The organism is Streptomyces sp. NPDC008086 (assembly GCF_042957325.1).
Taxonomy (GTDB): domain Bacteria; phylum Actinomycetota; class Actinomycetes; order Streptomycetales; family Streptomycetaceae; genus Streptomyces.
The window spans coordinates 78,599-103,591 of sequence record NZ_JBIBIA010000017.1; the positions used below are offsets into that span (position 1 = coordinate 78,599).

Here is a 24,993-nt window from a genome sequence, read left to right on the forward strand (position 1 = left end):
GTCCATGCCGTCGACGTCCCGCCCGCTGCGCAAGCTGGGCTTCCTCACCATCGGGCTCTTCGACGAGGCGGATCCGCGCCGGGGCCACGAGTCCACACTGGAGATCATCGAGCTCGGCGAACGGCTCGGCTTCGACAGCGCGTGGCTGCGCCACCGTCATCTCCAGTACGGCATCTCCTCCCCCGTCGCCGTCCTCGCCGCGGCCTCCCAGCGCACCGGCCGTATCGAACTCGGCACCGCGGTCATCCCGCTCGGCTGGGAGAACCCGCTGCGGCTGGCCGAGGATCTGGCGACGGTCGACCTCCTGTCGGGCGGCCGCCTCAACCCGGGCGTCAGCGTGGGCCCGCCGATGCACTATGACCGCGTCAAGGGGGCCCTCTACCCGGACACGGCCGACGCCGAGGACTTCGGCTACGAGCGGGTGCGACGGCTGCTGGACCTCGTGCGGGGCAAGCCGGCCACGGACTTCAGCGGGGCCGAGGGGTTCGAAGTGTTCTCGGACCGGGTGCAGCCCCAGTCCCCCGGTCTCGGCAGCCGTATGTGGTACGGCGGTGGCAGCCTGAGTTCGGCACGGTGGGCCGGCGAGCACGGGATGAACTTCCTGACCAGCAGCGTCGTCAAGGCCGAGGGCCCCGAGGGCACCGCGTCGACGGCACCGGACTTCGCGGAGATCCAGCTCTCCCACATCCGCGCGTTCCGCTCCCACCACCCCGCCGGCGAGAACGCCCGCGTCTCCCAGGGCCTCGTCGTCATCCCCACCGACTCCGCGACGCCCGAACAGCGGGCGAAATACGAGGAGTACGCCGCCGAACGCACCCCGCGGACCACGTCACCGCAGGGGCCGGCGCGGCTGCTGTTCGCGCCGGACCTCGTCGGCACCTCAGCGGAGATCGCCGAACGCCTCCACGCCCACGCGGCGTTCCGCGAGGTGGACGAGGTGGCGTTCGCGCTGCCCTTCACCTTCGAGCACGAGGACTATGTACAGATCCTCACCGACATCGCTACCGGGCTCGGCCCGGCGCTGGGCTGGCGCCCGGCTGGATGACCCGGTCGAGCAGATGCAGCGGCGCGGGCCGCACCCCGGCGGCCTCCACCGCGTCCCAGTGGGCGAGGGCGCGCGGCAGGTCGACCAGGCCATATGTCAGGGGCAGTCCGCGCCCGGGCGGGCCGGAACTCCCGAGGTGGGCGTGGAGCAGTGACTCCAGCCGGCACGAGGCCAGGGTGCCCTCGATCCCCGGCGGCCGTACGGCGAAGCCCGCGCTCGCCACGGCCGGGAGGTCCTCGCTGAGCCGGGTCTCCGTCCGGTCGAGGGCCAGCAGTCCGCCTCCGACGACCAGCACGTCCTGCTCGCGGCTCATACGGTCCAGTGCGCTCGCGGTGTCGAAGCAGTGCGGGAAGGAGTCGTCGACCACGATGGTGCCGGGCCGCAGCCGGCCGACGTCCAGGAGGGCCGTCGCGCCGCTGACGGCGGTGACGATCACGTCGGCCTCGTAGACCTCCGCGGGCAGTGTTCGCCCGGACTCCGCGACCCGGACCGGCAGTGCCGGGTGGCCGGACGACAGGTCAGCCGCCAGCCGCTCCAGCCGCTCGGCGCTGCCGGGCAGATCGCACAGCAGCAGCCGGGCCGGTGGCCTGGGTGTCGTCGCGAGCAGCAGACGTAGGGACGAGGTGCCGATCGAGCCGCAGCCGACGACCGCGAGGGACAGCTCGCCCAGGCCGCGGCCGGTCGCCGCCAGCGCGGAGTGGACCGTCTTGGCCACGGCGACGGTCGTCGACGCGTGTCCGGTGGTGATCGCCGCGGTCGTCGTGGTCTCGCGCAGGACGTCGTAGCCGTAGCCGGTGAGCGACGGGATCATGCCCGCGAGCGAGACACAGCGGGCGCCGAGCGAGGCGGCGTGCTCGACGGCACGGGCGGTACGGGCCGCCAGATCGCGGGCCGGGCTCAGTTCGTCGGCGAAGAGGGGCAGCGCGACGAAGCCGGAGTTCCCCAGTGGGGTGCTCGTCTCCTCCAGCAGACGGGCACGCCCGTCCGGGAACAGCAGGGACCGGATCTCCTCGCGACCCAGACCGGGGCTGTCGTGCGGCAGTCCGGCGAGGGCGGCGAGGTGGCGGGGGTCGGGCAGGTAGCCGACGAGGGCGGCGTCGAGGGCGGGGCGTCGGCCGCTGCCCCTGCGGGCAGCGGCGGTGTCGGCCGTCGCGTCGTGCAGTTGCCCGCGCATCCCCTCCGCCAACCCCGCGACCTCGTCGGCCGTGAGGGCCGCCGCCGAAGCCCGCACGGTCACCCGCAGTCCCTCCCCGTCAGCCGACGGCCGCACCGCCAGGAACACATCCGTGCCCAGCGGCGGCGGGGCGAGGGAGGGGTCGGTCTCGTCGGCGTGCAGGGTCAGGCTCCCGTGGGTCTCGGCATCCAGGGAGGTGAAGTCGAGGAAGGTGAAGAAGAACTGGGCGTGGCGCGGCAGTCCCGCCGCCGTGCGCAGGTCGCTGGGGCCTTCGGCCCGGGCCAGGTCCACCTCGGCGGCCAGGCGTCGCAGGTCGGCGGCGAATGCGGGTGGTCGGTGGTCGTCGCCGTGACCACCGGACGGGTCCGGGCACGGGGCAGGGCTCGGATCCGGGCGCAGCGTCACCGCTTCCGCGAACGGGCCGAACACCCGGTGTGCGTCCGCCGTGGACTCCTCCCGTCCGGTGACGGCGAGCCCGAGCATCAGGTCACGCTGTCCGGTGAGTTCCGTGAGGGCGCGGTAGTAGGCGGTGAGCAGCGGCGCGTACAGGGTGCGGTTCACTCCTCGGGCGAGCCGCCGCAGCCCGCGGGTCGTGGCGGCGTCCAGGGTGAACCCCGTGGTGTGGGACGCCGGTTGCGCGTCGGTGTCCTCGGCGCGCTCGGGGGTCGGCCGCCGCAGTGCGGGGGGTGTGTAGGGCTCGCGGAGGCGGGCGTGGTAGGCCTCGGCCTCGGGTCCGGCTGGCAGCGGGCTCACGGACGACCGGGTCACGTGGTCGCGGAAGGTGCTCGCGAGCGGCAGCAGGCCGTGCGGCAGACCTCGGTCGACGCGGTCATAAACGGTGAGCAGTTCCCTCGCGAGGAGGGCGGCGCTGTAGCCGTCGCCGATGAGGTGGTGCGCGTGGACGAGGAGGACGTGCTCGCCGGGTGCCAGGGTGAACAGCCGCAGCCGCAGCAACGGCCAGGCCCAGGGCTCCAGTCGGCGCCCCGCCTCCTCGGCGATCCGCCGCTGCAGCAGATCGGGGTGGGTGAGGGTCTCCGTCTCCACGGGCAGCCGCAACGAGTCCGGCAGTTCCTGTTGCACGGGCGGACGTGCCCCGGCCGGGAAGACGGTGCGCAGCATCGGGTGCCGGGCCACCAGGACGTCCACGGCACGCTGGAAGACGTCGTGACGCAGCGGACCGCTCAGCCGGAATCGGGCGAGCCAGCCGGATCCCGCCCCCGGGTCGATGGTCTCGGCGAGCAGGAAGCCGCGTTGGGACGGCGTCAAGGGGTATGAGGTCGGGGACTGTGCCGGGGCGGGGGCGGGGGCAGGGACTGGGGTGGGGTCGGGGTTCAGGACCGGCGACGGGTCGGTGGTGGCGGCGCTGTCGACGGCCGCCGCGAGGGCGCTGAGTGTGCGGTGGGTGTAGACGGTGGTCGGACGGGGGGCCGCGGGCAGTTCCTCGCGCAGGCGGGCGAAGAGTTCCAGCACCATGATGGAGTCGCCGCCGAGCCCGAAGAAGTCGTCCTCGCGGGTCACGTCGGGGACGTCCAGCAGGGCCGACCAGATACGGGCCAGGGTGCGCTCGGTCGGGGTGGCGGGCGCGGTTCCGGGGCCGGGCTGCGAGGGCTCGGGGACAGGGTCGGCCTGGGCGGGGGCGGACTCGGCGGACTCGGCGGACTCGGCGGACAGCACCTTGCGGTCGATCTTGCCCGTGCCGGTCAGCGGGAGCGCCGGGATCGAGCGGATGCGGCCGGGCAGCATGTACGGCGGCAGCACGCGGGACAGGAAGGCGCGTATCGCGCGAGCGTCCGGCTGCGCCGTGCCGGGGCGGGGCTCGACGTACGCCACCAGGCGTTCCTCGACGAGCAGTACGGCGCCGCGCGCGACGTCCGGGTGGGTGAGCAGCGCGGCCTCGACCTCGCCGAGTTCCACGCGGTGACCGCGGACCTTGACCTGGTCGTCCAGGCGGCCCAGGAACTCCAGTACGCCGTCCGGCGATCGGCGGACCCGGTCGCCGCTGCGGTACCAGCGCCGGCCGTCGCGCTCGACGAAGGCCTGGGAGGTGAGCTGCGCGTCGCCGAGGTAGCCGGGGGTCAGCCCGGTTCCGGCGATGAGCAGTTCACCGGCCTCGCCGGGCGCACAGGGGCTCCCCTCGTCGGTGACGACGGCCAGTTCGGTGCCGGCCACCGGTCGGCCGATGGGCAGCTGTCGTACGTCGTCGGCCGGACGGGTGTCGATGATGTGGCAGGTGGCGTTGACGGTGGATTCGGTGGGCCCGTAGAGGTTGGAGATCCGGTGCTGGTGCTCCGGCCCCCGGTGTCCGTCGAGCAGGTCGAACCATCGCCGTACGTGCGCGGCGGGCAGTGCCTCGCCGCCGACGTGGACCCAGCGCAGTGCCGACAGGTCCGGGGGCGTGCCGTCCCGCCGCGCGCGGGTCTCGGCGGCGGTCAGCAGCCGCTCCCACAGGGTCGGCACCGAGCTCCACACGGTGATCCGGTCGTCCACGATCCGGTCCAGGAGTGCCTCGGGGTCGCGCAGAAGGTCCCTGGTGAGGGTGTGGACGGTGGCGCCGGCGAGCAGCGGTGCCAGCAGCTGGCGTACGGAGGCGTCGAAGCAGACGGACGCCGTCTGCACCAGGCGGTCGCCGGGGCGGTAGCCGAAGGTGGTCAGGGACCAGTCGAGGTAGTTGAGCAGGGACCGCTGGGTGATCGGGACGGCCTTGGGGCGGCCCGTGGAACCCGAGGTGAAGATGACGTAGGCGATGGCGTCCGGATCGGCGGGCGTCGTCGCCTCGTTCGGGCCCGGCGCGGCAGGCGTCGGGTCGTCCACGGCGACGGCCGTGATCCCGTCCAGCGGGGTGACGGCCTCGCGTGTCGCGGTGTGGCAGACGACCACGCCGACTCCGGTGCGGGTCACCTGGTCGCGCACCCGGGCCACGGGATGGGTGGCGTCCAGGGGCACCCATCCTGCGCCCGCCCGCAGGATGCCCACGACGCCGACGACGGTGTCCGCGCCCGGTTCGGTGAGCAGGCCGACCAGGTCGCCGGGGCGTACGCCACGCGCCCGCAGGCGGGCCGCGAGCGTGCCGGAGGCGGCGTCGAGTTCGGCGTAGGTGAGCGTCGTACGGCCGGTGTCCACCGCGACGGCCTGCGGTGCGGCCAGGAACCGGGCACGGAGGCGGTCGACGACGCCCCCGCCGGTGTCGCGCCGTTCGCGGATGGGGGCCAACTCCCCGACAGTCGCCCGTAGTTCCTCGACGTACTCCCCCGCGAGGCGTTCGACGGTCGCGCGTCGGAAGAGGTGCGCGGGGTGGTTCCAGGAGAAGTGCAGGGTCGCGTCCGCTTCCCAGCACAGCAGTCCGAGCCGGGTCGCGGCGGAGGCGGTGGCCGCGGCGGTCGGGGTCACGGTGACCGGCCAGTCCCGGCCGTGGCGCACGGGGAACCGGGCGAAGCTGAACCCTGCCGGGGCGACCGTGCGCGGGGCGGGGCCGGTGGTGGGCAGCAGTGCGGCGATGTCGGGGCTGGCGAGCGTCGCGTGGGACTCCGCCTCGCTCCAGATCCGCCGCAACCGCCGGGCCAGCGCGGGCACCGGCTCGTCGGGGTCGACGGTGGCGAACACCGGCAGAGTGTCGGCGAGCGGACCCACGAGCCGGTCGATCCCGGGCAGGGGCGCCTCCCGGCGGGCGCGGGCCACGTTCACGGCGACGGCCCGCTGTCGGCTCCAGCGGGCCAGGCACCGGCCGTAGACCGCGAGGAGCAGATGGAAGAGGGAGACCTCGTGGCGGGCGGCCACCGCACGCAACGCGTCCGTGAGCGAGGCGTCGACGGTCGTGTGGTGGTGGGTGAGCGGCGGCGCCGGCAGCGCTTCCGGGTCGCCGTCGTACGGCAGTGTCCCGGTCGTGACCTCCGCGGTGTGCTGTGCGATGCGGTCACGCCAGTACTGCTGGTCCCGGGTGAAGGCAGGGGACTGCTGGTCGGCGGCGGCGAGGGCCGCGTAGTCGCCGAACTCGGCTCGGGAAGCCGGGAGTTGGGGTGCCCGGCCCTGAGTGAGGGCGGTGTACAGCTCCCAGAGGTCCTCGCACAGCACCTTGAGGCTGAAGCCGTCGGCGGCGCTGTGGTGGACGACCAGCAGCAGGTGAGCGAGCTGGGCGTCCTGTCGGCCGCGGACCAGGACGGCACGCACCGCGTCCTCGGCGGAGAGGTCGAACGGCCGGTTGTACAGTCGCTGTTCGAGATCCGGCAGGGACGGCGTGGCGGTGTCGGGCTCGTGGACCTCGTACCAGCGAGGAGCCCGGTCCGTGGGCTCGGCGGGCGCGGTGTACTGGCTCGGCGGTGTGCCGCCCTCGGTGATCCGCAGGCGCAGCATGGGGTGGCGGGCGGCGAGGTGGGCGAGTGCGCGGCCGAGGAGTTCGGGGTCGAGGGGGCCGTGGACGGTCTGGCGCAGGTAGCCGTAGGAGGTGACGCCTTCGTACAGCGCCTCGGTGGTGAGGAAGGCGCGCTGGAGGCGGGTGAGGGGGCGGGGGGTGTGCGCCGGGCCGCGGTGCGCGGTGGGGGCGGATGGATGGGTCGTGGGCGGGTTCTGTGCGCCGAGGTAGGCGGTCAGTTCGCCGATCGTGCGGTGCTCGAAGAGCAGGGTGGCGGGCAGGGGCAGTCCGAGTTCTGTCTCCAGGCGGCGTGCGAGGTCCACGGCGGTCAGCGAGTCCAGCCCGAGGCCGAGGAACTGCTCGTCGTCACCGATGTCGACGGGGGGCCGGTGCAGGGCCTCCCCGAGCAGGCGGCGGATCAGGTCGGCCGTGCGGGCCGGGTCGATCACGGTGGCGGCTTCGGCCGGTACAGGCCGGGGCGTGGCCGGCGAGGCGGCCGCCGAACGGCCTCGAAGGGCGGCCGGCCCCGCGGAACCGCCGTACTGCTTCGAGGACTTGGGCGCGGGGCTCACCAACACGTGCGCGGCGCCGGTGGCCACGGCCGCCCGCAGTCCCGAGACGGCGGCCCGCGGGGTCATGGGGCTCAGCCCGAGAGTGCGCAGCCGGGTCTCGGCCGGTGACCCGGCGGCCAGCCCCGCGTCGGCGACGGGGCCGAACCCGATCGACTGCCAGGGCCGGCCGGCCAGGCGCTCGGCGGCGGCGAAGGCGTCCAGGAAGGCGTTGGCCGCCGCATAGTCGCCGAGCGCGCCGGCGAGGCCGGGCAGCACCGAGGAGACGGACGAGAAGGCGACGCGTACGGCCGGTTCCTGGCCGTGCCGGCGCAGTGCCCCGGCGAGCAGCATGGTGCCCCGTACCTTCGCGGCGAGCACCTGCTCCATCTCCGCGTCGGTCTTGGCGCGGAGGGTGCCGGGCCGGACCGTGCCCGCGGCGTGGAAGACGCCGTCCAGCGGCGGCAGGGTGGCGAACAGGGCGTCGACGGCGGCTTCGTCGCAGACGTCGGCCGCGTGGTACCGGGCGCGGGCGCCGAGAGCACGGAGGTCGGCGAGCAGTTCCTCGTGCACGGTCCCGGAGCGGCCCGTCAGGATCAGTTCGCACGCGCCGCGTCCGGCCAGGTCACGGGCGAGCGCGGAGCCGAGCCCGCCGGCTCCCCCGGTGATCAGGTAGGTGCCGTCCGGCGGCAGGTCCCCGGTCGGCGTGGGCGCGTCCGGCGCTGCGACCGGCGTACGGCGGAGCCTGCGTCCGGCTCGCCAGGCCACCGTGCCCTCGCTGCCCCCGGCGCCTGCCTCGTGTGCCTCGTGCGCCGAGCACAGCTCCCGTTCCAGGGCGTCGACCCGGGCGTCCAGCGTGTCGCCGGCGGACAGGTCCACCGTGCGGGCGGCGAGCCCCGGCTGCTCGTCCGGGAGTGCGAGTGCGAAGCCGTGGAGGAGGGCCTGGGCGGGGCGCGGCCGTTCCGTCGAGGTGCCGGTGGCGTACGCGTCCTGGGTGACCAGCAGGAGTCGGGAGCAGTCGGTGGAGAGGAGGTCGAGTACGGGGCGCAGGGCGGCTGTCGCGAGGGCCGGGGCCTGCTGTCCTTCGGCTCCGGCGGCCTCGTCATCTCCCAGCCACACCAGGACGTCCGCGGACGCCGGGCTGTCCGTGCCGTGCGCGGAGTGGCTCCCCTGGACGGTCACCCCTCGGCTGGTGAGCCGTTCGGCCAGGGCCTGGCCGAGCGCCCGGTCGGTGCCGGTCAGCCGGACCACGCGGGGCCCGTCGGCGGGCGTGAAGGGTGCTGGCGCCCAGTCGAGTGGGCGCACCAGGGGCGTCGCCTCGGGCCTGCGGGGCCAGTGGCGGGTGCGCTGGTACGGGTACGTCGGGACCGGCACCCTCGGACGCGCGGCCGGGCGGGCGGTCGGGTCCAGAGCGGCTCGGTCCAGGGGTGCCCCGCGTGTCCACAGTCGGCCCGCCGTCTCCAGCAGCGCCCGCGCCCCCGAGGAGTTCGTGTCGTCGCCCGGCGCCGATGACAGCCCTGCCGTCAACACCGCCGCGCCCAGGACACCCTGCGCCCCCGCGACCGCGCGAACGGCCCCGCCGAGGGTGTTCCCCGGCCCGAGCTCGACGAACGTGTCGTAGCCCTCCTCCAACAGCTTCGTCACAGCCGCGCCGAACCGCACGGGACGTACGGCATGTGCCTGCCAGTAGGCGGGTGTGAGGCGGGGCCGCCAGGCGCCGGTGACCGTGCTCAGCATCGGTACCGCCGTCGGTTTGACGGTCAGGGCCTTCGCGGCGTCCCGCAGCGGGACGAGGAGCGGCTCCAGCAGTGGTGAGTGGAAGGCATGGGACACGCGCAGCCTGCGTACGGCCACGCCGCGCCCCGTCAGCTCCGCGAGCGCACGGTCGACGGCGTCGTCGGCACCGGAGATCACCACCTGTTCGGGTCCGTTGACGGCGGCGACGCTCAGCGCGCCGTCGGACGCGGAGACGAGCCCGGCGACGGTGTCCTCGTCGCCCCGGACTGCGGCCATGGCTCCGGGGAGGGCCAGTTCGGCCACCAGCCGTCCGCGTTCCGCGGCGAACCCCACCGCCTCGTCCAGGGTCAGGGAACGGGCGACGCACGCCGCCGCGATCTCGCCCACGCTGTGCCCGGCGACCGCGTCGACCGGCACCCCCCACTCCGCCAACTGCCGGGCCAGCCCCACACCGAACGTGACGAGCAGCGGCTGGGCCACCTCGGTCCTGGCCAACTCCCCCGGATCCGTGCGGGGATCGAGGCACCACTCCGCGAGCGTGCGCCCACGGATGGGCCCCGTCAGCGACGAGGCCTCGTCCAGGACTTCCCGGAACACCGGCGCCGACCGGTACAGATCGCGGCCCTGGCCGGGTCGCTGCGCCCCCTGGCCCGGCAGGAGGAACACCGTGCGGGGGCGGGGGCGGACGGGTGTCAGGTTCGCCGTGGCCGTGCGGGCGGCGTCGAGGCGGTCCGCCAGGTCGCCGTCGGCGAGGACGGCGAGCCGGTAGGGGCCGTCGTCGCGCGCGGTGTTCACGGCGGCGCAGATGTCCGCCTCGGGCGTGTCCGGATGTGCGCGGACGTGGGCGGCCAGGTCGGCGGCGGCCTCGCGCAGGGCGTCGGGGCCGTGGGCCGACAGGGTGAGCAGGTGTGGGGTGAGGGCGGAGGGACGTGCGGACGTCGTCCGTATGGATGACCCCTGCGGCTGCTGCGCCTCCCCCGCCTCCTCCAGGACGGCGTGCGCGTTGGTACCGCCGAAGCCGAAGGCGTTGACACCGGCGATCAGCGGTCCGGGGGCCTCCCAGGCCCGTTGCTCGGTGAGGAGTTCGAAGCCGGGGGCCACGCGTTCCAGGTACGGGGCGGGCGGGGTGGTGTTCGGGGAGGGCGGGAGTCGGCGGTGCTGGAGTGCCAGGACGGTCTTGACCAGGCTGGGCAGGCCGGCCGCGTTGAGCAGGTGCCCGATGTTCGCCTTGACCGAGCCGAGCAGGCGGGGAGTTCCGTCGGCGCGGGGTGGGAAGGCGTGGCCGAGTGAGCGCGCCTCGACGGGGTCGCCGACCGGGGTGCCGGTTCCGTGCGCCTCGACGTACGAGACCGCGTCGGGGTCGATGCCGCAGTCGGCGTAGGCCTGGGTGATGACCTCGCGTTGGGTGCGCGGGTTGGGGGCGAGCAGGCTCAGCGAGCGTCCGTCGTTGTTGACGGCCGTCCCGCGGACCAGGGCGAGTACCGGGTCGCCGGCGCGGACCGCGTCGTCCGGGCGGGCGAGGACGAGGGCCGCTCCGCCCTCACCGGGCACGATGCCGTCGGCGGCGGCACCGAAGGGGCGGCTGCCACCGGTCGGCGACAACGCGCCCGCGCCGTCGAGGAGTCGGTGCCCGGTCGGGGTGAGGGCGAGCTGGACGCCGCCGACCACGGCGATGTCGCATTCGCCGCTGAGGAGGCTGCGCCGCGCCAGGTGGAGTGCGACCAGCGCCGAGGAGCAGGCGGTGTCCACCGCGAGGGCGGGGCCGTCGAGGTCGAGTGTCTGGGAGAGGCGGGCGGCGATCAGGTTGGGCAGGTTGCCGGTGAGCGCGCCGGGGTGGGCGGCGAGGTCGCCGTCCGTGGCGTCGGCCAGGATCTCGCGGTATCCGCTGTCGCCGACGGCGGCGAACACGCCGATCCTGCGGCCGGCCCGGCGCGGTCCCGCGTATCCCGCGCGCTCCAGGGCCTCGTGGGCCAGTTCCAGGAAGATCCGCGCCTGGGGGTCGGTGGCGCGGGCCTCCTCGTCGTCCATGCCGAAGCAGTCGGCGTCGAAGTCCGCGGGGTGGGGGAGGAAGGAGCCGAACAAGCCAGGAGTGGCGTCCCAACGGTCGTCCGGTACGGCTGTCAGCGTGTCGCGGCCGGAGAGGAGCAGGTCCCAGAAGGCCTCGGGGGTCTGCGCGCCGGGGAAGCGGCAGGCCATGCCGAGTACGGCCACCGCTCCCTGTCCCGCGCGCTCGCCGCCCGGCGTCGAGGCCCGCGTCGCCCTGGAGGTTCCGTCACGTCCGCCGAGCAGGGTCAGCACATGCGCGGCCAGCGCCGCCACGGTGTCATGGTCGCGCAGGACGCGGGGTTCCACCGTGACGGCGAAGGCGTCCTCGATGCCCGCGAGCACCGCCATGGCCTTCAGTGAGGAACCGCCGAGGGCGAAGAAGGGCTCGTCGCGGTCGACGGCCGCCGGGGAGAGACGCAGTTCCTCGGCCCAGATCCTCCGGATCGTCTCCTCGACGTCCTGCCGCGATCGCGGCGCGTCGCCCCGCGGGCCGGGTTCCTGCCGCCGTGCGGTCGCCCGCTCGGCCCGTGCCGCCGCCCACCGCTGTGCCACGGCCGTGTAGGCGCCCGCCTCGAACCGGTCGCGCATCAGCGCCCGCCGCAGCTTGCCGCTCGTCGTCCGAGGGAAGGCGCCCGGCGGCAGCGGCAGCACCCGTACGTCGTCGTGGCCCAGCGCCGCACGGACCCGGGCCGCCACCGCGTCCAGCACCGCGAGGGCCGTGGCCGGGGCGGGCCGTGCCCACTGCACGAACACGACGACCCGGTCGCCGCCGGTGTCCGGATCGGTGGACCCGATCACCGCCACCTGCCCCTCCGGCACCCCCGGGGTCGCGGCCGCGGTCTCCTCCAGGTCGGACGCGTGGAAGGTGCGCCCGCCGACGAACACGACGTCCTTGCGCCGGCCGGTGACACACAACCGGCCCTCGCTGAGGAAGCCCAGGTCACCGGTGCGCAGCCAGCCCTCGGAGAACGCGGCCTCGCTCGCCTCGGGAGCACGGTGGTATCCGCGTGCCAGTTGGGGACCGCTCACCTCGACCTGTCCGATCCGCCGGTCGGCGAGGGGCTTACCGGAGTCGTCGGTGATCCGGACGCGGCAGTCCGGGACGGGGCGGCCCACGTCCATGAACTCGACGGTGTCCGGGCCGGGTTCGGCGGGCACCGCCCTGCCCCGGCTCAGCGCGGCGCGGTCCAGGCGCAGGGGCGCGGCGACCTCCCCGAGCGGGGGCACGGTCACGGCGAGCGTGGCCTCGGCCAGTCCGTACACGGGAAGCATGGCCGTGGCGTCCAGTCCGGTCGGCTCGGCTCTGGCGGTGAACTCCCGCCACACGCGCGGGGCGATGGGCTCGGCGCCCACCAGCATCAGGCGCACGCTGCTCAGGTCCAGTCCGGCCCAGCTGCTCTCCGGCACCCGCCGCATCGCGAGGGCGAGTGCGAAGTTCGCCGCCGACAGCAGGGTGGCCCGGTGTCGTGCCACCGACTCCAGCCACAGCGCGGGCCGCTTGGCGAAGGTCAGGGGTTCGAGCCGTATCTGCTTCAGGCCGGCCGCCATGGGGACCAGGTGGGTGCCGATCAGGCCCATGTCGTGGAAGTACGGCATCCAGGTGGCCAGCACGTCGTCGGGCGTGATCCCGGTGGCGGCGCGAATCTGCCGGATGTTCGTGAGGACGGCCCCGTGGGTGAGTTCCACGCCCTTGGGGTCACCGGTGCTGCCGGAGGAGAACTGGAGAAACGCCAGGTCCTGCGGGCCGCGGCGGGGCAGCGCGCGCAACGGGTCGGCCTCGCGCAACGCGGCCGGCCGCAGTGCCCGTACCGGTTCCGGCAGTTCGGCGAGCAGTTCCTCGGTGGCGTCGTCCACCAGGACGGCGGGCCGGCCGAGGAACTCCCACACCGGTTCGACCCGCCGCGCCTGCGGGGCGAGCGGCACGGGCACGAGCCCTGCCGCCAGCGCTCCCCAGAACATCGGCTGGAATTCCTCGCCGGAGGCCGCCAGGAGCGGTACGGCGGTGCCGGGCCGCAGTCCCGCCGCGTGCAGGCCGCCCGCCACGCGCAGGGCGTCGTCCCGGAGTTCGGCGAAGGTCACGGTGTGCTCGCTGCCGTCTCCCCGGACATGGACGACGACCTGACCGAGGTTCTCCGCGGCGGAGTGCACCAGTACGTCGAGAAGTGTCGCGGCGGTGCGGGGCCCGGGAGTCGGCATGTGCTTCCTTCCTCGTCGCACGCGGCGAGGGGCACGCGGGCGCGCCCCGCCGACGTCGGGTACCCGGCGGGAGCGTTGTCGATCATTCACCTGTACGACGACGAGTCTCGCCCAACGGTTCACCGACCAGACGGGCGGGCGGTGCCCCGCAGGGCGGTGTCGAGGTCGTTCAGACACGTCGAGACCGGCCCCAGAGTGAGCAACCCGCTGCCCGCGCCGGCGAGTTCGTTCGCCGCGGGGGTGAGGGCCGCATGGGCGCGGGCCATGGTCCGCCGGTCGCCGAGGCTCAGCGCGGCGCGGGCGGTGCGGCACCACAGGGCCTCCTGGAGGAGGTCGCGGGGTGGTTCGGGCGTCGCGTCCAGGGCGTCGCGGGCCTCGGTGTGGTGCTCCTGGTCGAGCAGGAGCAGGGGGTGCGTCCAGGGCGCGTAGGGCCCCAGTCGGTGTCCGGGGCGAAGTGCAGCGGTAGGGCGTGCCGCAGGCGCAGCAGCGCCAGCGGTGGCAGGCCCTGGGCGAGGCCCGGCATGGTCGGACACGGCCTACGCCGGTGCCGCCGTGGGTGGCCGGTCGGTGAGGGTGCTGCGCAGTTGTCGGCGGGAGGTGATGCCGAGTTTGACGAACACCTTGCGCAGGTGCCATTCGACGGTGTGCGGGCTGATGAACAGGTGCGCGCCGATCTCGGGGTTCGTCATGCCGTCACGGGCCAGATGCGCGATCTGTGCCTCCTGCGCGGTCAGCGTCACCGGTGCCGCGACCGCACGTCTGAGGACGGACTCGCCGGTTCCCTGCAACTCACGACGGGCCCGCTCGGCGAACCCGTCGGCGCCGAACCCGGAGAACATCCCGTACGCGATCCGCAGCTGCTCGCGCGCGTCTGTACGGCGGTTCTCCCGGCGCAGCCACTCCCCGAACAGCAGGTGAGCGCGGGCCAGTTCGGCCCGCACCCGGGTACGGCCGAGCCGCTCGACGGCCTCCCGGTGGAGCGCCTCGGCGGCATCGCCTTCGCTGAGCAGGGCACGTGAGCGTGCCTGAACGCCCAAGGCCCAGTCGGTGCCCGCGGCATCGGTCACCTCGGTCAGCAGCTCCGCGGCGGTCTGGGCGGCAGCGCGCTCGCCGCTGCGCGCTCCCGCTTCCACCCACTCGACCAGCGCCCAGTTGCCCACGGCCAGGTCCGGCGCGTTCGTGGCCGCCTCACGCGCCGCGGCGAAGGCCTCGTCGTACTTGCCCAGGCCGTTGCAGAGCACCGCCCGGGTGCCCAGCGCGACGGTCATGCCGGAGCCCTCACCGCGGGCCACGGCGTCGTCGATGTTGGCCTGGATCAGCGCGTCGGCTGCGCGTTCGTCGCCCTTCCAGGCGGCCAGTTGGACAGCTCCGTAGGACATGAGATTGCCGCCGGTCGCCTCCTGCACGTCCGCCGTCTCCGCGACCAGCAGGGACGCGGCGTCCAGCTCGCCGGCGAACAGGTGCATGGTGGCCCGGGAGGCGAGCGCGATGGGCAGATCGCCGAGGGCGCCGACGGCACGGGCGGTGTCGACGTGCCGGGTGGTGAACTCCTCGAAGCGCCGGTCGTCCCAGAGGTCGGCCGCGAGGGCGTAGGCGAGCCAGGACCAGCGCAGCACCTCCTCCGGGCCGGTGCCCCAGTGCAGCGCGTCGAGAGCCTTCCGGGAGCGGGCGGCCGCGGCGCCGTAGCCCTCGGTGAACCGGACGGTCAGGGCGCCGAGCAGCCGGTCGGCGTTGCACGACGGCTCAGTGACCGGCGCGATCTCGCGGGCGGCCGTCGCCACCGTCCGCGCGTCGGCGGCACCGGCCAGGCGGCCGGCGAACATCGCGGCCGAGATCGCGTCCAGGAGGGTCTCCCGGGCGAGGCCGGCGTCGAGCGGCGCGAGTCGGCGGGCGGCGGCCAGGAGCAGCGGCGAGGCGTCGTTGCCGCGGCCCGTGGTGAAGGCGATCTGTGCGCGCAGCAGATCGATGCGCGCGCGGCTCAGCTCGTCCCGCACCCCCTCCTCGGCGAGGACCAGCAGTTCCCGTGCGGCGTCCAGCGCGCCGGCGCGTAGTTTCGCCTGCGCGGCCGCGAGGGCGCGCGCCGCCCGGTGCCGGGGCTGCGGGGTCAGCATGGCGGCGTGTGCCAGGAAGGCCGCGGCCGCGGCGGCGCCACCGCGTGACTGTGCGCGGCCGGCCGAGCGTTCCAGCTCGTCGGCGACCGTCTCGTCGGGTCCCTCCGCGGCGCGTGCCAGGTGCCAGGCCCGACGGTCGGGGTCGGAGGGCGCGTCGGTCGCCTCGGCCAGTGCCCTGTGGGCTTCTCGGCGATCGGGGAGCGCCGCGGCGTAGTAGACCGCCGAGCGCACCAGCGGATGCCGGAACCGCACCCGGATGTCCAGTTCGAGCAGGCCCGCCGCCACGGCCGGGGTCAGCTCGTCCGTGGAGACACCGAGTCTCTCCGCCGCACGTCCGAGCAGGGGGACGTCGCCGACCGGCTCGGCCGCCGCCAGCAGCAGCAGTCGCCGTGTCGCGGGCGGCAGCGCCTCCACCCGCTCGGTGAAGCTGCGCTGCAGGCGGCTCGCGACCGGCTTCGGGCCGGGTGAGGCGAACCCGCCGGCGAGCTCGGCCACGGACGACGCGCGGGGCAGCTCCAGCAGGGCGAGCGGGTTGCCGCGGGCCTCGGCGAGGATACGGCCGCGGATGCGCTCGTCGAATCCGCCGTGGATCGCCGAGTCCAGCAACGCGCGGGCATCGGGTTCGCCCAGGCCCTCCACGACCAGCTCGGGAAGTCCCTGCAGGAGGTGCTCGCCGTCCGGCTCGCGCACGGCGAAGACCAGTCCGACCTGGTCCGCCATGAGGCGCCGGGCGACGAATCCGAGGATCTGCGCGGAGACGTGGTCGAGCCACTGGGCGTCGTCGACGAGGCAGATCAGCGGCTTGTGCTGGGCCACGTCCGCGATCAGGCTGAGCACCGCGAGCCCGACGAGAAAGCGGTCCGGCGGGGTTCCCTCGCTCATGCCGAAGGCGGTCCCGATGGCGGCTCGCTGGGGGTCCGGGAGACGGTCGAGGTGATCGAGGAACGGGACGCAGAGCTGGTGGAGGCCGCCGAACGCCAGCTCCATCTCCGATTCGACGCCCGCGGCGCGCACGACCCTGCATCCGTCGGCGTGATCCGAGACGTGTTCCAGCAGCGCCGTCTTGCCGATGCCGGCCTCGCCGCGCAGCACCACGACCGCGCTGTGCCCCGCCCGCACCGCCGCCAGACGCCGGTCCAGCTCCGCACATTCGCTCTGCCGTCCCCGCAGGTGGGTCCCCGGAACCCTGCTCGTCATAGGCACCCCAGGAAGTGAGCGTATGTAACGGGATCGAGCGTATATACCGGTCGCCGAATCTCGGAGACCCTGCCCTGTTCTGTTCCTCCGACGTCGACCCCGACCCGCTGCTCGTTCGCCGCTCGTTCGCCACTCATCCGCCGCTCGTCCGGCGCCGGGAGGATCGAGGAGTCCCGGACTCCCCGCCTCTCGACGAGCATCGCCAGGAGCACAGCCATGCCCACGCCCACGTCCCCTGTCATCCCCGACTTCGACCAGCACCGCGTCCCCGTGTCCGACGGTGTGTCCCTGCACACGGCCGTCGGCGGCTCCGGTCCGCCCGTCGTCCTGCTGCACGGCTTCCCGCAGACCCACCTGATGTGGCGGCACGTGGCCGCCGACCACACCGTGATCTGCCCGGACCTGCGCGGCTATGGCGCCGGTGACGACCCGGCCAAGACCGACGGCACCGTCTACGCCAAGCGGACCATGGCCGCGGACGTCGTGGCGCCGGCCCGGGCCCTCGGGCACGAGCGCTTCGCCCTGGCCGGGCACGACCGTGGCGCCCTGGTGGCCTTCCGGGCCGCGCTCGACCACCCGGACAGGGTCACGTAGACGTCGAGCACGCCCGGGCCGACCGGACGGCCGGAAACACGCTCCGGATGCCCGTCAGCGTGCTCCAGCAGGACTGGGCCGCCGCCCTCGGCTTCGACGCCGCGGCGCTGTGGCGGACCTGGGCGCCCGATCTGGTGCACGCCACGGTGACCTGCGGCCACTTCATGGCGGAGGAGGCGCCCGACGTCGTGACGAAGGCGCTGCGGGAGCTTCTCGGCCGCTGACCCGCCGAGCCGCCGGGCAGGGCACGGCCTCGCCTACCAGCGTCCCGGCTCGGTCCCGACGATCGCCTCCGACGGTTTGCCGTCCACCCCCACCGGTACGTCCCCGGTGAGCATCACCCGGTGCATGGTCCGGGGGAAGTCGAGGTGGGCGTTGTCGCTGGGGGCGAGGTGGATGGTGGCCCGGTTGTCCCAGAAGGCGACGCTGCCGGGCTCCCAGCGGAAGCGGACCGTGTACTCGGGGCGTACGGCCTGCTCCAGCAGCATCTCCAGGATCGCGGCGCTCTCGGCCCGTGAGAGGTCGGCGATCTGCTCGACGTAGTAGCCGTTGACGTAGAGCACCCGCTCGCCGGTCTCCGGATGGACACGCACGAGCGGATGCAGCGAGGCGACCTGGTGGTCCAGCAGATGGCGGACGTACGCGTCGTCGCCGGGCCGGGGCTGGTAGCCGACGCCGAGGCGGTGCTCGGCCCGCAGGCCGTCCACGAACTCCTTCAGCGGGCCGGACAGCCCGGCGTAGGCGGCCGCCAGGTTGGACCAGGTCGTGTCGCCGCCGTACGGGGGCACGGTCTCGGCGCGCAGGACGGTCGCGGCGGGCGGGTCGACGCGGGCGCCGTGGTCGCAGTGCCAGCCGCGCAGCAGGGTGTGGCGGCGGCGCAGCAGCCACTCGTCGTGCTCCATGCCGAACCTCCCGCCCAGCTCCAGCCGGTCGGCGGTGGTCTCGATCTCGGGGAAGTCCGCAGGCGAGGCGCTCCCCCGCTTGCGCAGGACGACCGGTTCGCCGAACCTGCGCGCGAACGCCACATGCCCGGCGTGGTCGAGCCGCTGCCCCCGGAAGAACACCACCTTCCAGCGCAGCACCGCCGCCCGGATCCGGGCGACCACGGCGTCGTCCAGCTCCCCGGACAGGTCGACGCCCGTGATCTCCGCCCCGATGTGCCCGGCGACCGGTCGCACCTCGATCCCCGTGCCCTGCCGCGCCCCGCCCGCCGTGCCCCTGTCCGTCGTCATGCCCGCTCCGTCGGTCGTCGTCCGTCCGCACCGGCTCCGGTCCGAGCCGGTGCAAGGAAGATCGTGACAGTGTTCGGCGGGCATGGCGACAGGGCCTCGACCGGGCCGCGGCAGGACGTCAGAGCGCGAACTCCCGTATGACCGTGTTCCGGAAGACCGCCGTGCCGCCGATCGTGAAGAGCGCCAGCCCGGTGTCGGCCGGGTCCGGGAAGACCTCGGTCGAGTGCGTGTGGCGGCCGTCGTCCACGAACATCTCGACGGACGTCCGGTCGATCAGGATGCGCAGCCGCACCGTGCCCGCGGACGCGTCGAAGGGGCTTCGGCTCTCCTGCCACCGGCCGGTGCTGTCGGGGCTCACGGTGTACCCGCGGTTGACGAAGGCGTAGTCGCCGTAGATCCCGGCGTCGATGTGCCGGCCGCCGTCGGAGGAGCGCCGCAACTGGAGCCCCGCGCCGGTCAGTTGGTCCCAGGTGATGTCGGTGGACAGCTCGTACGCGGTGCCCGTGTAGTCGAGCGGCAGGGTCCCGTCGACCTCCAGGTCGCCGAGGTCGACCGTGCGCGAGACATGGGCGTCGAGACCGGCGACCGGCTGGGAGGCGAGGTAGTACACGCCGTCCGCGGCCCGCTTCAGCGTGACCTCGCGGACGATCGAGTCGGTGCCGTTGAAGCCCTCGCACTCGATGGTGGGCGTGGTGCCCGCGTAGTCCCAGTGGTTCATCCAGCCGATCGCGTACCGTGCCGCCGGGTCGAGCGCGCCGGCGGCGTCCCGCTTCTCGAAGGTGACGGCGGCGTACCAGTCCCAGCCGTGGTCGAGCCACTGCGGATCGCTCAGGTCGGGCGTGAACGTGGTGCCGTCGAAGGACCCCGTCCAGTAGGCGTACGTGCTCGGCAGCCCGGATCCCTTGCCGTTGGCGCTGACGCCCAGCACCCATTTCCAGGTGCCGTCCGCGGCCCGGATGCGGAACAGGTCCGGGCACTCCAGCACCCCGATGCCGCCCTTGATGAAGCCGCCGACGTACGTCCACGACTTGAGGTCGGCGGAGTGGTAGAAGCCCACCTTGTCGTTCTCGGCGAGGGCCATCACCCAGCGCCCGCGTTCCTCGTCGCGGATGACCTTGGGATCGCGGAAGTCCCGGACGCCTGGGTTGGGCAGCACCGGGGCGGTGCCGTGGTTGGTGAACGTGCGGCCGCCGTCGGTGGAGTAGTACAGGTACTGCGCCTGCGTGACGTCGTCGGGCGCCATCGTGGCGAGGACGATCACCGCGCCCGCGCCGAAGCCCGCCGTGTTGCCGGTGTCGACCACCGCCGAGCCGGACCAGACGTCGCCGTTGGGTGTGGTGTCCTTCGGTACGGCGATCCCGCGGTCGGTGAAGGACACCAGGTCGGTGCTGGTCGCCAGGCGCCAGGCCGTGCCCGCGGTCGTCCCGCCCGTCGAGTAGTCGGGGTTGTAGAGGTAGTAGTAGTGGTACTCGCCGTCGATCCACACCGGCCGCTGCGGGTCGTTCATCCACTGGTCGGGGACCGTGAAGTGGTACTCGGCGCGGTAGCTTCCGGTGCAGGCGGCGGCCGTCGTGGACGCCGCCGTCGCGGATCTCGAACCGGCGGGAAGTAAGGCGCCGGCCGCCCCCACGGCCGAGGCGATGAACAGCGACCTCCTGGATATTCCGGGCATGCCGGATATGCCACGCACAGTGCGGCTCCTTTCCCTGACGGCGTCGTCAGGACTGCGGCTCAGCGGCTCAGCGGCTCATGGAGATCCGAACCGGATCCGAACGGGCCCACCGGAACCGGAGTCGTTCAATCCCGGACCGGTCGGCCTGGATCGGAACTGTGAGGCCTAACTCGTTAAAGGTCAAGCCGTTCACGACTCTTGACAGGGTCGCGGCAGCCTTCACATCATCTGGGCATCAGATTCTGGCTAACACGAGTTAGGCCCGTTCAGATGACCGCCTCGCACCTCAACCGCCGCACCCTCCTGCGGTACGGCGCCTACGGCGCGGGAGCCGCAGCGCTGGCAGGTACCGCCGCCAGTTGGGACCGGCTCACCGGAGCCGACATACCCGGCCGCGACGACGGCTCCCTCGTCGTCGCCACCCTCGGCCCCGCCTACGGACCGGAGGCCGTCCGCACCCTCACCGAGGGCTTCAAGGAGGTCCACCCCGACATCAAACTGCGGATCAACGCCGTGCAGGCCGTCGACTGGTCGGACTTCTTCGCGAAGATCCTCACCCAGATCGCGGCGGGCACCGCGCCCGACCTCGTGTACGTCGCCACCGAAGGCGTCCAGCTGTTCGCGCAGCGCCTCGGGGTCCCGCTGGACGACTGGGTGAAGCGGGACGCCGAGGAGCTGCGCGAGTACTTCGCCGACGTCCATCCCTCGCTGGTGGAGTCGATGATGTACGAGGGGAGCCTCTACCAGCTGCCCGTCGAGTTCAACGCCGCCGACATGTACCTCAACAACCAGGTGCTGAAGCGGGCCGGAGCAGACTTCCCGGCGGCCGACTGGACGCGCGACGACTTCACCGGGCTGCTGCGGGACATGAAGCAGTCCAGCGGCTCCCAGTTCACGCCGTACTTCTGGACGAACCGGCTGTGGGGCGGCGTGGTGCCGTGGCTGTTCGCCAACGACACCAACCTGCTCAGCGAGTCCAAGGCGCCGGGCGGCGGCTGGCTGTGGGACTCCTTCTATCCGGCGGCCGCACGGCAGGGGCGGGGGGGCGGCTTCCGGTGGACGACGCCGCAGGCCACCGACGCGCGGGTGGAGGAGGCGTACGACTACCTCGCCTCCCTCATCCAGGAGGGGCTCTGCACCCGCCCCGAGGGCGGCAACGGCCAGAACCTGATCGGCGTGTTCTCCACCGGCCGGGTCGGGGTCACGCCCGCGGGCGGCTTCTGGGCGGGCGGCCTGCACCTGGCCGGCATGAAGGCGAACGGCTTCGACGTGCAGTACTTCCCGCGCTGGCGCACCCAGCGCATGCAGTACGGCGCCGCCGGCTACGCGCTGCTGCGTACCTCGAAGCGGCAGGACGAGGCCTGGGAGTTCATCAAGTACGCCGCCCGCAAGGACACCCTGACGCGGCTGTTCGAGACCAACCAGACCACCCCGGCGCGCCGTTCGATGCTGACCGCCGACCGCTACCGCGAGACCGGCCCGAACCGGTGGCAGGTCTTCTACGACACCCTCGACAAGTTCCCCGACACCGGGCCGATCCCCGCCCCGCCGCAGGTCGCCGAGGTCGAACAGGTGCTGCTCAAGCACACCGGTACCGCGCTGGCCTCACGGCGCTCGGTCGCGCCCGCGCTGCGCCGGATGCAGAGCGACCTGGAGAAGGCCATGGAGCGTGACGTATGACGAACACCCAGATACCCGCCGTACGGCCCGAGCAGCCGGCCGTGCCACCGGCGCCCGCGCCCCGGTCGCCAGCCCGCGACCGCGGCTCACGGCTACTGGCCACGCTGTTCCTGGCGCCCACGATCGTCGGCATCGTCGTCTTCACGGTCGTCCCGATCATCGGCTCGGTCGTGCTGAGCCTCTTCCACTGGAACGTGATCGACGAGCCGAGCTTCGCCGGGGCCGCCAACTACCGTGAGGTCTTCACCGATTCGACGGTGCTGGTGTCCTTCCGCAACACGCTGGTGTTCATGGTGTTCGCGGTCGCGCTGCAACTGGCCGTCGCCCTGGTGCTGGCGCTGGCGGTGAACGGGCGGATGCCGGTGTGGCTGCGCTCGGTGTTCCGGTCGGCGTTCTTCTTCCCGCTGGTGCTGTCCGCGGCGTCGATCTCGGTGGTGATGAAGTACCTGTTCAACCAGGACTTCGGGGTCGTCAACTGGATGCTCGGCCTGGTCGGGATCGCTCCGGTGCCGTGGCTGACGTCGGAGAACGCGGCGATGGCCACGGTGATCCTGGTCTACGTGTGGCAGCAGTTCGGGTTCTCGTTCCTGCTGTTCGTCGGCGGGTTGAACAACATCCCCAAGGAGGTCCACGAGGCCGCCTCCCTCGACGGCGCGACCGGTCTGCGCAAGCACCTGAACGTCACGCTGCCGCTGCTCTCCCCCACGCTGCTGGTCGCTTCGGTGGTGGGCATCATCAACGCGCTCCAGGTCTTCGAGCAGCCGTACGTCCTCACCAACGGAGGTCCCGGCGACGCCACCCGGACCGTGGTGATGGTGATCTACGAGAGCGCGTTCGAACAGCTGCGCTTCGGTGAGGCCTCGGCGGTGGGTGTGCTGCTGTTCGTGCTGATCATGGCGGTCACCGCCCTCCAGTTCCGGCTCAGCCGGCGTTTCGTCCACTACCAGTGAGCCGGGTGACTTCCCCATGAGCCAAGCAACCCTGTCCCTGAGCCGCACCCGGCACTCCGTCGCGCCGTGGGCCCGTATCGCCGCGCTGGCCGTGTGCGCGCTGCTGACGCTGGGCCCGGTCGTGTGGACCGTCTCCACCTCGCTGCGCACCCCGGCCGAGGCCTTCGACCTGCCGCCGCGGATCATCCCGACGGATCCGTCCCTGGAGGCGTACAGCGGGGTCTTCGACCAGATCGACGTCTGGCTGCTCGCCCTGAACTCCACACTGGTGACGGCCCTCATCGCGGTCGGCCAGATGATCACGGCCGGTCTCGCCGGGTACGCCTTCGCACGCCTCGAATTCCGGTTCAAAAAGCCGCTGTTCGGGCTGGTCCTGGCGACCATGATGGTGCCGTTGCAGGTCACGATCGTGCCGGTGTTCCTGGTGCTGAAGTCGATGGGCCTGACCGACACGCTGCTCGCGCTGATCATCCCGGCCTTCCCGACGGCTTTCGGGACCTTCCTGATGCGCCAGTACTTCCTGGGCATGCCCAAGGACCTCGGCGAGGCCGCGATGCTGGACGGCTGCGGGCCCTGGCGGATCTTCCGGTCCGTGTACGCGCCGCTGGCCGCGCCCGGCCTCGCGATCGTCGGCGTGCTGGCCTTCAACTACCACTGGAACGAGTTCTTCCGGCCACTGATCCTGGAGACCTCCGGCCAGAACTACACCCTCCCCCTGGGCCTGGTCTCCCTCCAGGGCAACCTGGGCACCGGCTCCATCTCGGTGGTGCTCGCCGGTGTCGTCCTCTCCATGATCCCCGCCGTCGCCGTGTTCGTCGTCGGTCAGCGCCCTCTCCGCGAGGGCATCACGTCCGCAGGAGTCAACCGTTGAGCCTCACCGCTCCGTCCTCGGACCCCGGCGCCCCGCGCTTCCGGGTCCGTCCCCCGGCCAACTGGATGAACGACCCGAACGGTCCCTTCCATTGGCGCGGCCGCCACCACCTCTTCTACCAGCACAACCCCGACGCTCCCGTGCACACGAACGTCCACTGGGGGCACGTCTCCAGCGCCGACCTCGTCGAATGGGAGCACCATCCGGTCGCGCTCACGCCGACTCCGGGCGGCCCGGACGAGGCGGGCTGCTGGTCCGGGTGCGTGGTCGACGACGACGGCGTGCCGACCGCGGTCTACACGGGCGTGGACCGCCACCACACCGGCCTCGGCGCGATCTGCCTGGCCCGGGCGGTGGTCCCGGAGGACGAGACCCTCACCGACTGGAAGCCGCTGCCGACACCGGTGGTGAGCGGTCCGCCCGCCGATCTGGACGTGGTCATGTTCCGCGACCCGTTCGTGTTCAGGAGCGGCGGGCGCCGCTGGGCGCTGGTCGGCGCTGGGCACGCCGACGGGACGGCGTCGGTGCTGGTGTACGACTGCGACGACCTGTCGGACTGGCGGTTCGCCGGGGTGTTCCTCGACGGCAACGACCCGGTCGCGGCGGATGCCTTCGGCGACAAGGCGGTGGGCTGGGAGTGCCCTCAGCTGTACTCGACACAGGGCGGGGACTGGGTGCTGGTGCTGTCGCTGTGGGACGGGGATCCATGCAGCACCGGATACCTGACGGGACATCTGGAGCCGGGCACGGAGGGCGAGTTGCGCTTCTCGCCGCGCACCGGCGGGCGGCTCGACCACGGGCGTGACTTCTACGCCCCCGCCGTGCTCCAGGAACCCGACCGGGCGCTGATGTGGGGCTGGTCGTGGGAGTCCCGCGACCAGGACGAGATCGACCGGGCGGGCTGGGCCGGGGTCCTGACCGCACCGAGGGTCGTGGACGTACACCCGGACGGGTCCCTACGGGTCGTACCAGCCCCGGAGCTCGAACTCCTGCGCGCGGCGGCCCCGTTCGTCACCGCACCGGGTCTCCGCACCCCGCTCCCTCCGGCCTATGACCTCACCGTCACCGCCTCCGACCGCACCACGGTGAGCCTCCTGCGGTCCGCCTCGGGCGCGCGGCTGACGGTGGTACTGGACCCGGACGAGGGCACGGTGACGCTCGACCGCGATGGCTGGCCCCGCGCCAGGCCCGACGGTTCGGCGCCGATCGTGGTGCGGGCCCCGGCCCACCAGGTACGGATCCTCACCGACGGCTCCCTCTTGGAGCTGTTCGTCGACGACCGCGCCACCATCACCGAACGGGTCTACCGACGCCCTGACGACACGCCCGAACTCACCGTGTCCGACGGCTCCGAGGTCACGGTCACCGGCTGGGAACTGGTTCCGCCGACGTACGGGTGATCACCGAGCGGCCGGGCGCCGTACGCGTCGCGGAGGGTGCCCGGCCCGCGAAGCCACCGTCACCGACGGGGATCCTCCCCACGGACGCACGGCTGACCACCAGGGGCCGGGGCCCCTGCTCGTCGCGGAGGGTGCCCGGCCGTGAGAGCCCCGCCCCGGCGCCGTCGCCGGTCGGCAGGAGGCCCCAGAGACACA

Annotated in this window: 10 protein-coding genes and 1 pseudogene; 6 read left to right on the forward strand and 5 right to left on the reverse strand. The window is 73.3% G+C overall.

Annotated elements, in window-relative coordinates; translation table 11 throughout:
• Nucleotides 1-4 precede the first annotated feature (4 nt).
• Complete coding sequence (locus tag ACFZBP_RS39755) at nucleotides 5-1,045, forward strand: LLM class flavin-dependent oxidoreductase (protein ID WP_391420839.1); 1,041 nt, start codon at nucleotides 5-7, stop codon at nucleotides 1,043-1,045.
• Here the strand turns inward: ACFZBP_RS39755 and ACFZBP_RS39760 are convergent.
• The 3 genes from ACFZBP_RS39760 to ACFZBP_RS39770 all read right to left on the reverse strand — a co-directional run bounded on the left by ACFZBP_RS39760 (nucleotide 1,002) and on the right by ACFZBP_RS39770 (nucleotide 16,399).
• Nucleotides 1,002-13,091: an amino acid adenylation domain-containing protein gene (locus tag ACFZBP_RS39760; protein WP_391420840.1), complete on the reverse strand. Its 12,090-nt coding sequence runs from the start codon at nucleotides 13,089-13,091 to the stop codon at nucleotides 1,002-1,004. The genes ACFZBP_RS39755 and ACFZBP_RS39760 overlap by 44 nt on opposite strands.
• 119 nt (nucleotides 13,092-13,210) lie before the next feature.
• Nucleotides 13,211-13,624, reverse strand: coding sequence for a hypothetical protein (locus tag ACFZBP_RS39765; protein ID WP_391420841.1), 414 nt, complete (start codon nucleotides 13,622-13,624; stop codon nucleotides 13,211-13,213).
• Nucleotides 13,625-13,627: 3 nt separating this feature from the next.
• The gene (locus ACFZBP_RS39770) at nucleotides 13,628-16,399 is read right to left on the reverse strand and encodes an AAA family ATPase (RefSeq protein ID WP_391420842.1); all 2,772 of its coding nucleotides are present in this window, start codon (nucleotides 16,397-16,399) and stop codon (nucleotides 13,628-13,630) included.
• Nucleotides 16,400-16,615: 216 nt separating this feature from the next.
• Here ACFZBP_RS39770 and ACFZBP_RS39775 point away from each other — a divergent pair.
• A pseudogene (locus tag ACFZBP_RS39775) lies at nucleotides 16,616-17,217 on the forward strand (alpha/beta fold hydrolase).
• Between the two features lie 33 nt (nucleotides 17,218-17,250).
• Here the strand turns inward: ACFZBP_RS39775 and ACFZBP_RS39780 are convergent.
• Entirely contained in the window at nucleotides 17,251-18,225 is a 975-nt protein-coding gene (locus tag ACFZBP_RS39780) for a TauD/TfdA family dioxygenase (RefSeq protein WP_391420843.1), read from the reverse strand.
• A 118-nt stretch (nucleotides 18,226-18,343) separates the two neighbouring features.
• Complete coding sequence (locus ACFZBP_RS39785) at nucleotides 18,344-19,897, reverse strand: GH32 C-terminal domain-containing protein (protein WP_391420844.1); 1,554 nt, start codon at nucleotides 19,895-19,897, stop codon at nucleotides 18,344-18,346.
• Between the two features lie 270 nt (nucleotides 19,898-20,167).
• Here ACFZBP_RS39785 and ACFZBP_RS39790 point away from each other — a divergent pair, with 270 nt between their 5' ends.
• The 4 genes from ACFZBP_RS39790 to ACFZBP_RS39805 are packed head-to-tail and all read left to right on the forward strand — an operon-like array spanning nucleotide 20,168 to nucleotide 24,798.
• Nucleotides 20,168-21,577: an extracellular solute-binding protein gene (locus tag ACFZBP_RS39790; protein WP_391420845.1), complete on the forward strand. Its 1,410-nt coding sequence runs from the start codon at nucleotides 20,168-20,170 to the stop codon at nucleotides 21,575-21,577.
• Nucleotides 21,574-22,527 carry an ABC transporter permease subunit gene (locus ACFZBP_RS39795; protein ID WP_391420846.1) on the forward strand — a complete coding sequence of 318 codons (954 nt, stop codon included), beginning with the start codon at nucleotides 21,574-21,576 and terminating at the stop codon, nucleotides 22,525-22,527. Before ACFZBP_RS39790 ends, ACFZBP_RS39795 begins: the two co-directional genes overlap by 4 nt.
• A gap of 16 nt (nucleotides 22,528-22,543) precedes the next feature.
• Nucleotides 22,544-23,398, forward strand: a complete 855-nt coding sequence (locus ACFZBP_RS39800) for an ABC transporter permease subunit (RefSeq protein ID WP_391420847.1) — start codon at nucleotides 22,544-22,546, stop codon at nucleotides 23,396-23,398.
• Complete coding sequence (locus ACFZBP_RS39805; RefSeq protein WP_391420848.1) at nucleotides 23,395-24,798, forward strand: GH32 C-terminal domain-containing protein; 1,404 nt, start codon at nucleotides 23,395-23,397, stop codon at nucleotides 24,796-24,798. The genes ACFZBP_RS39800 and ACFZBP_RS39805 overlap by 4 nt, the downstream gene beginning before the upstream one ends.
• Nucleotides 24,799-24,993: the final 195 nt, after the last annotated feature.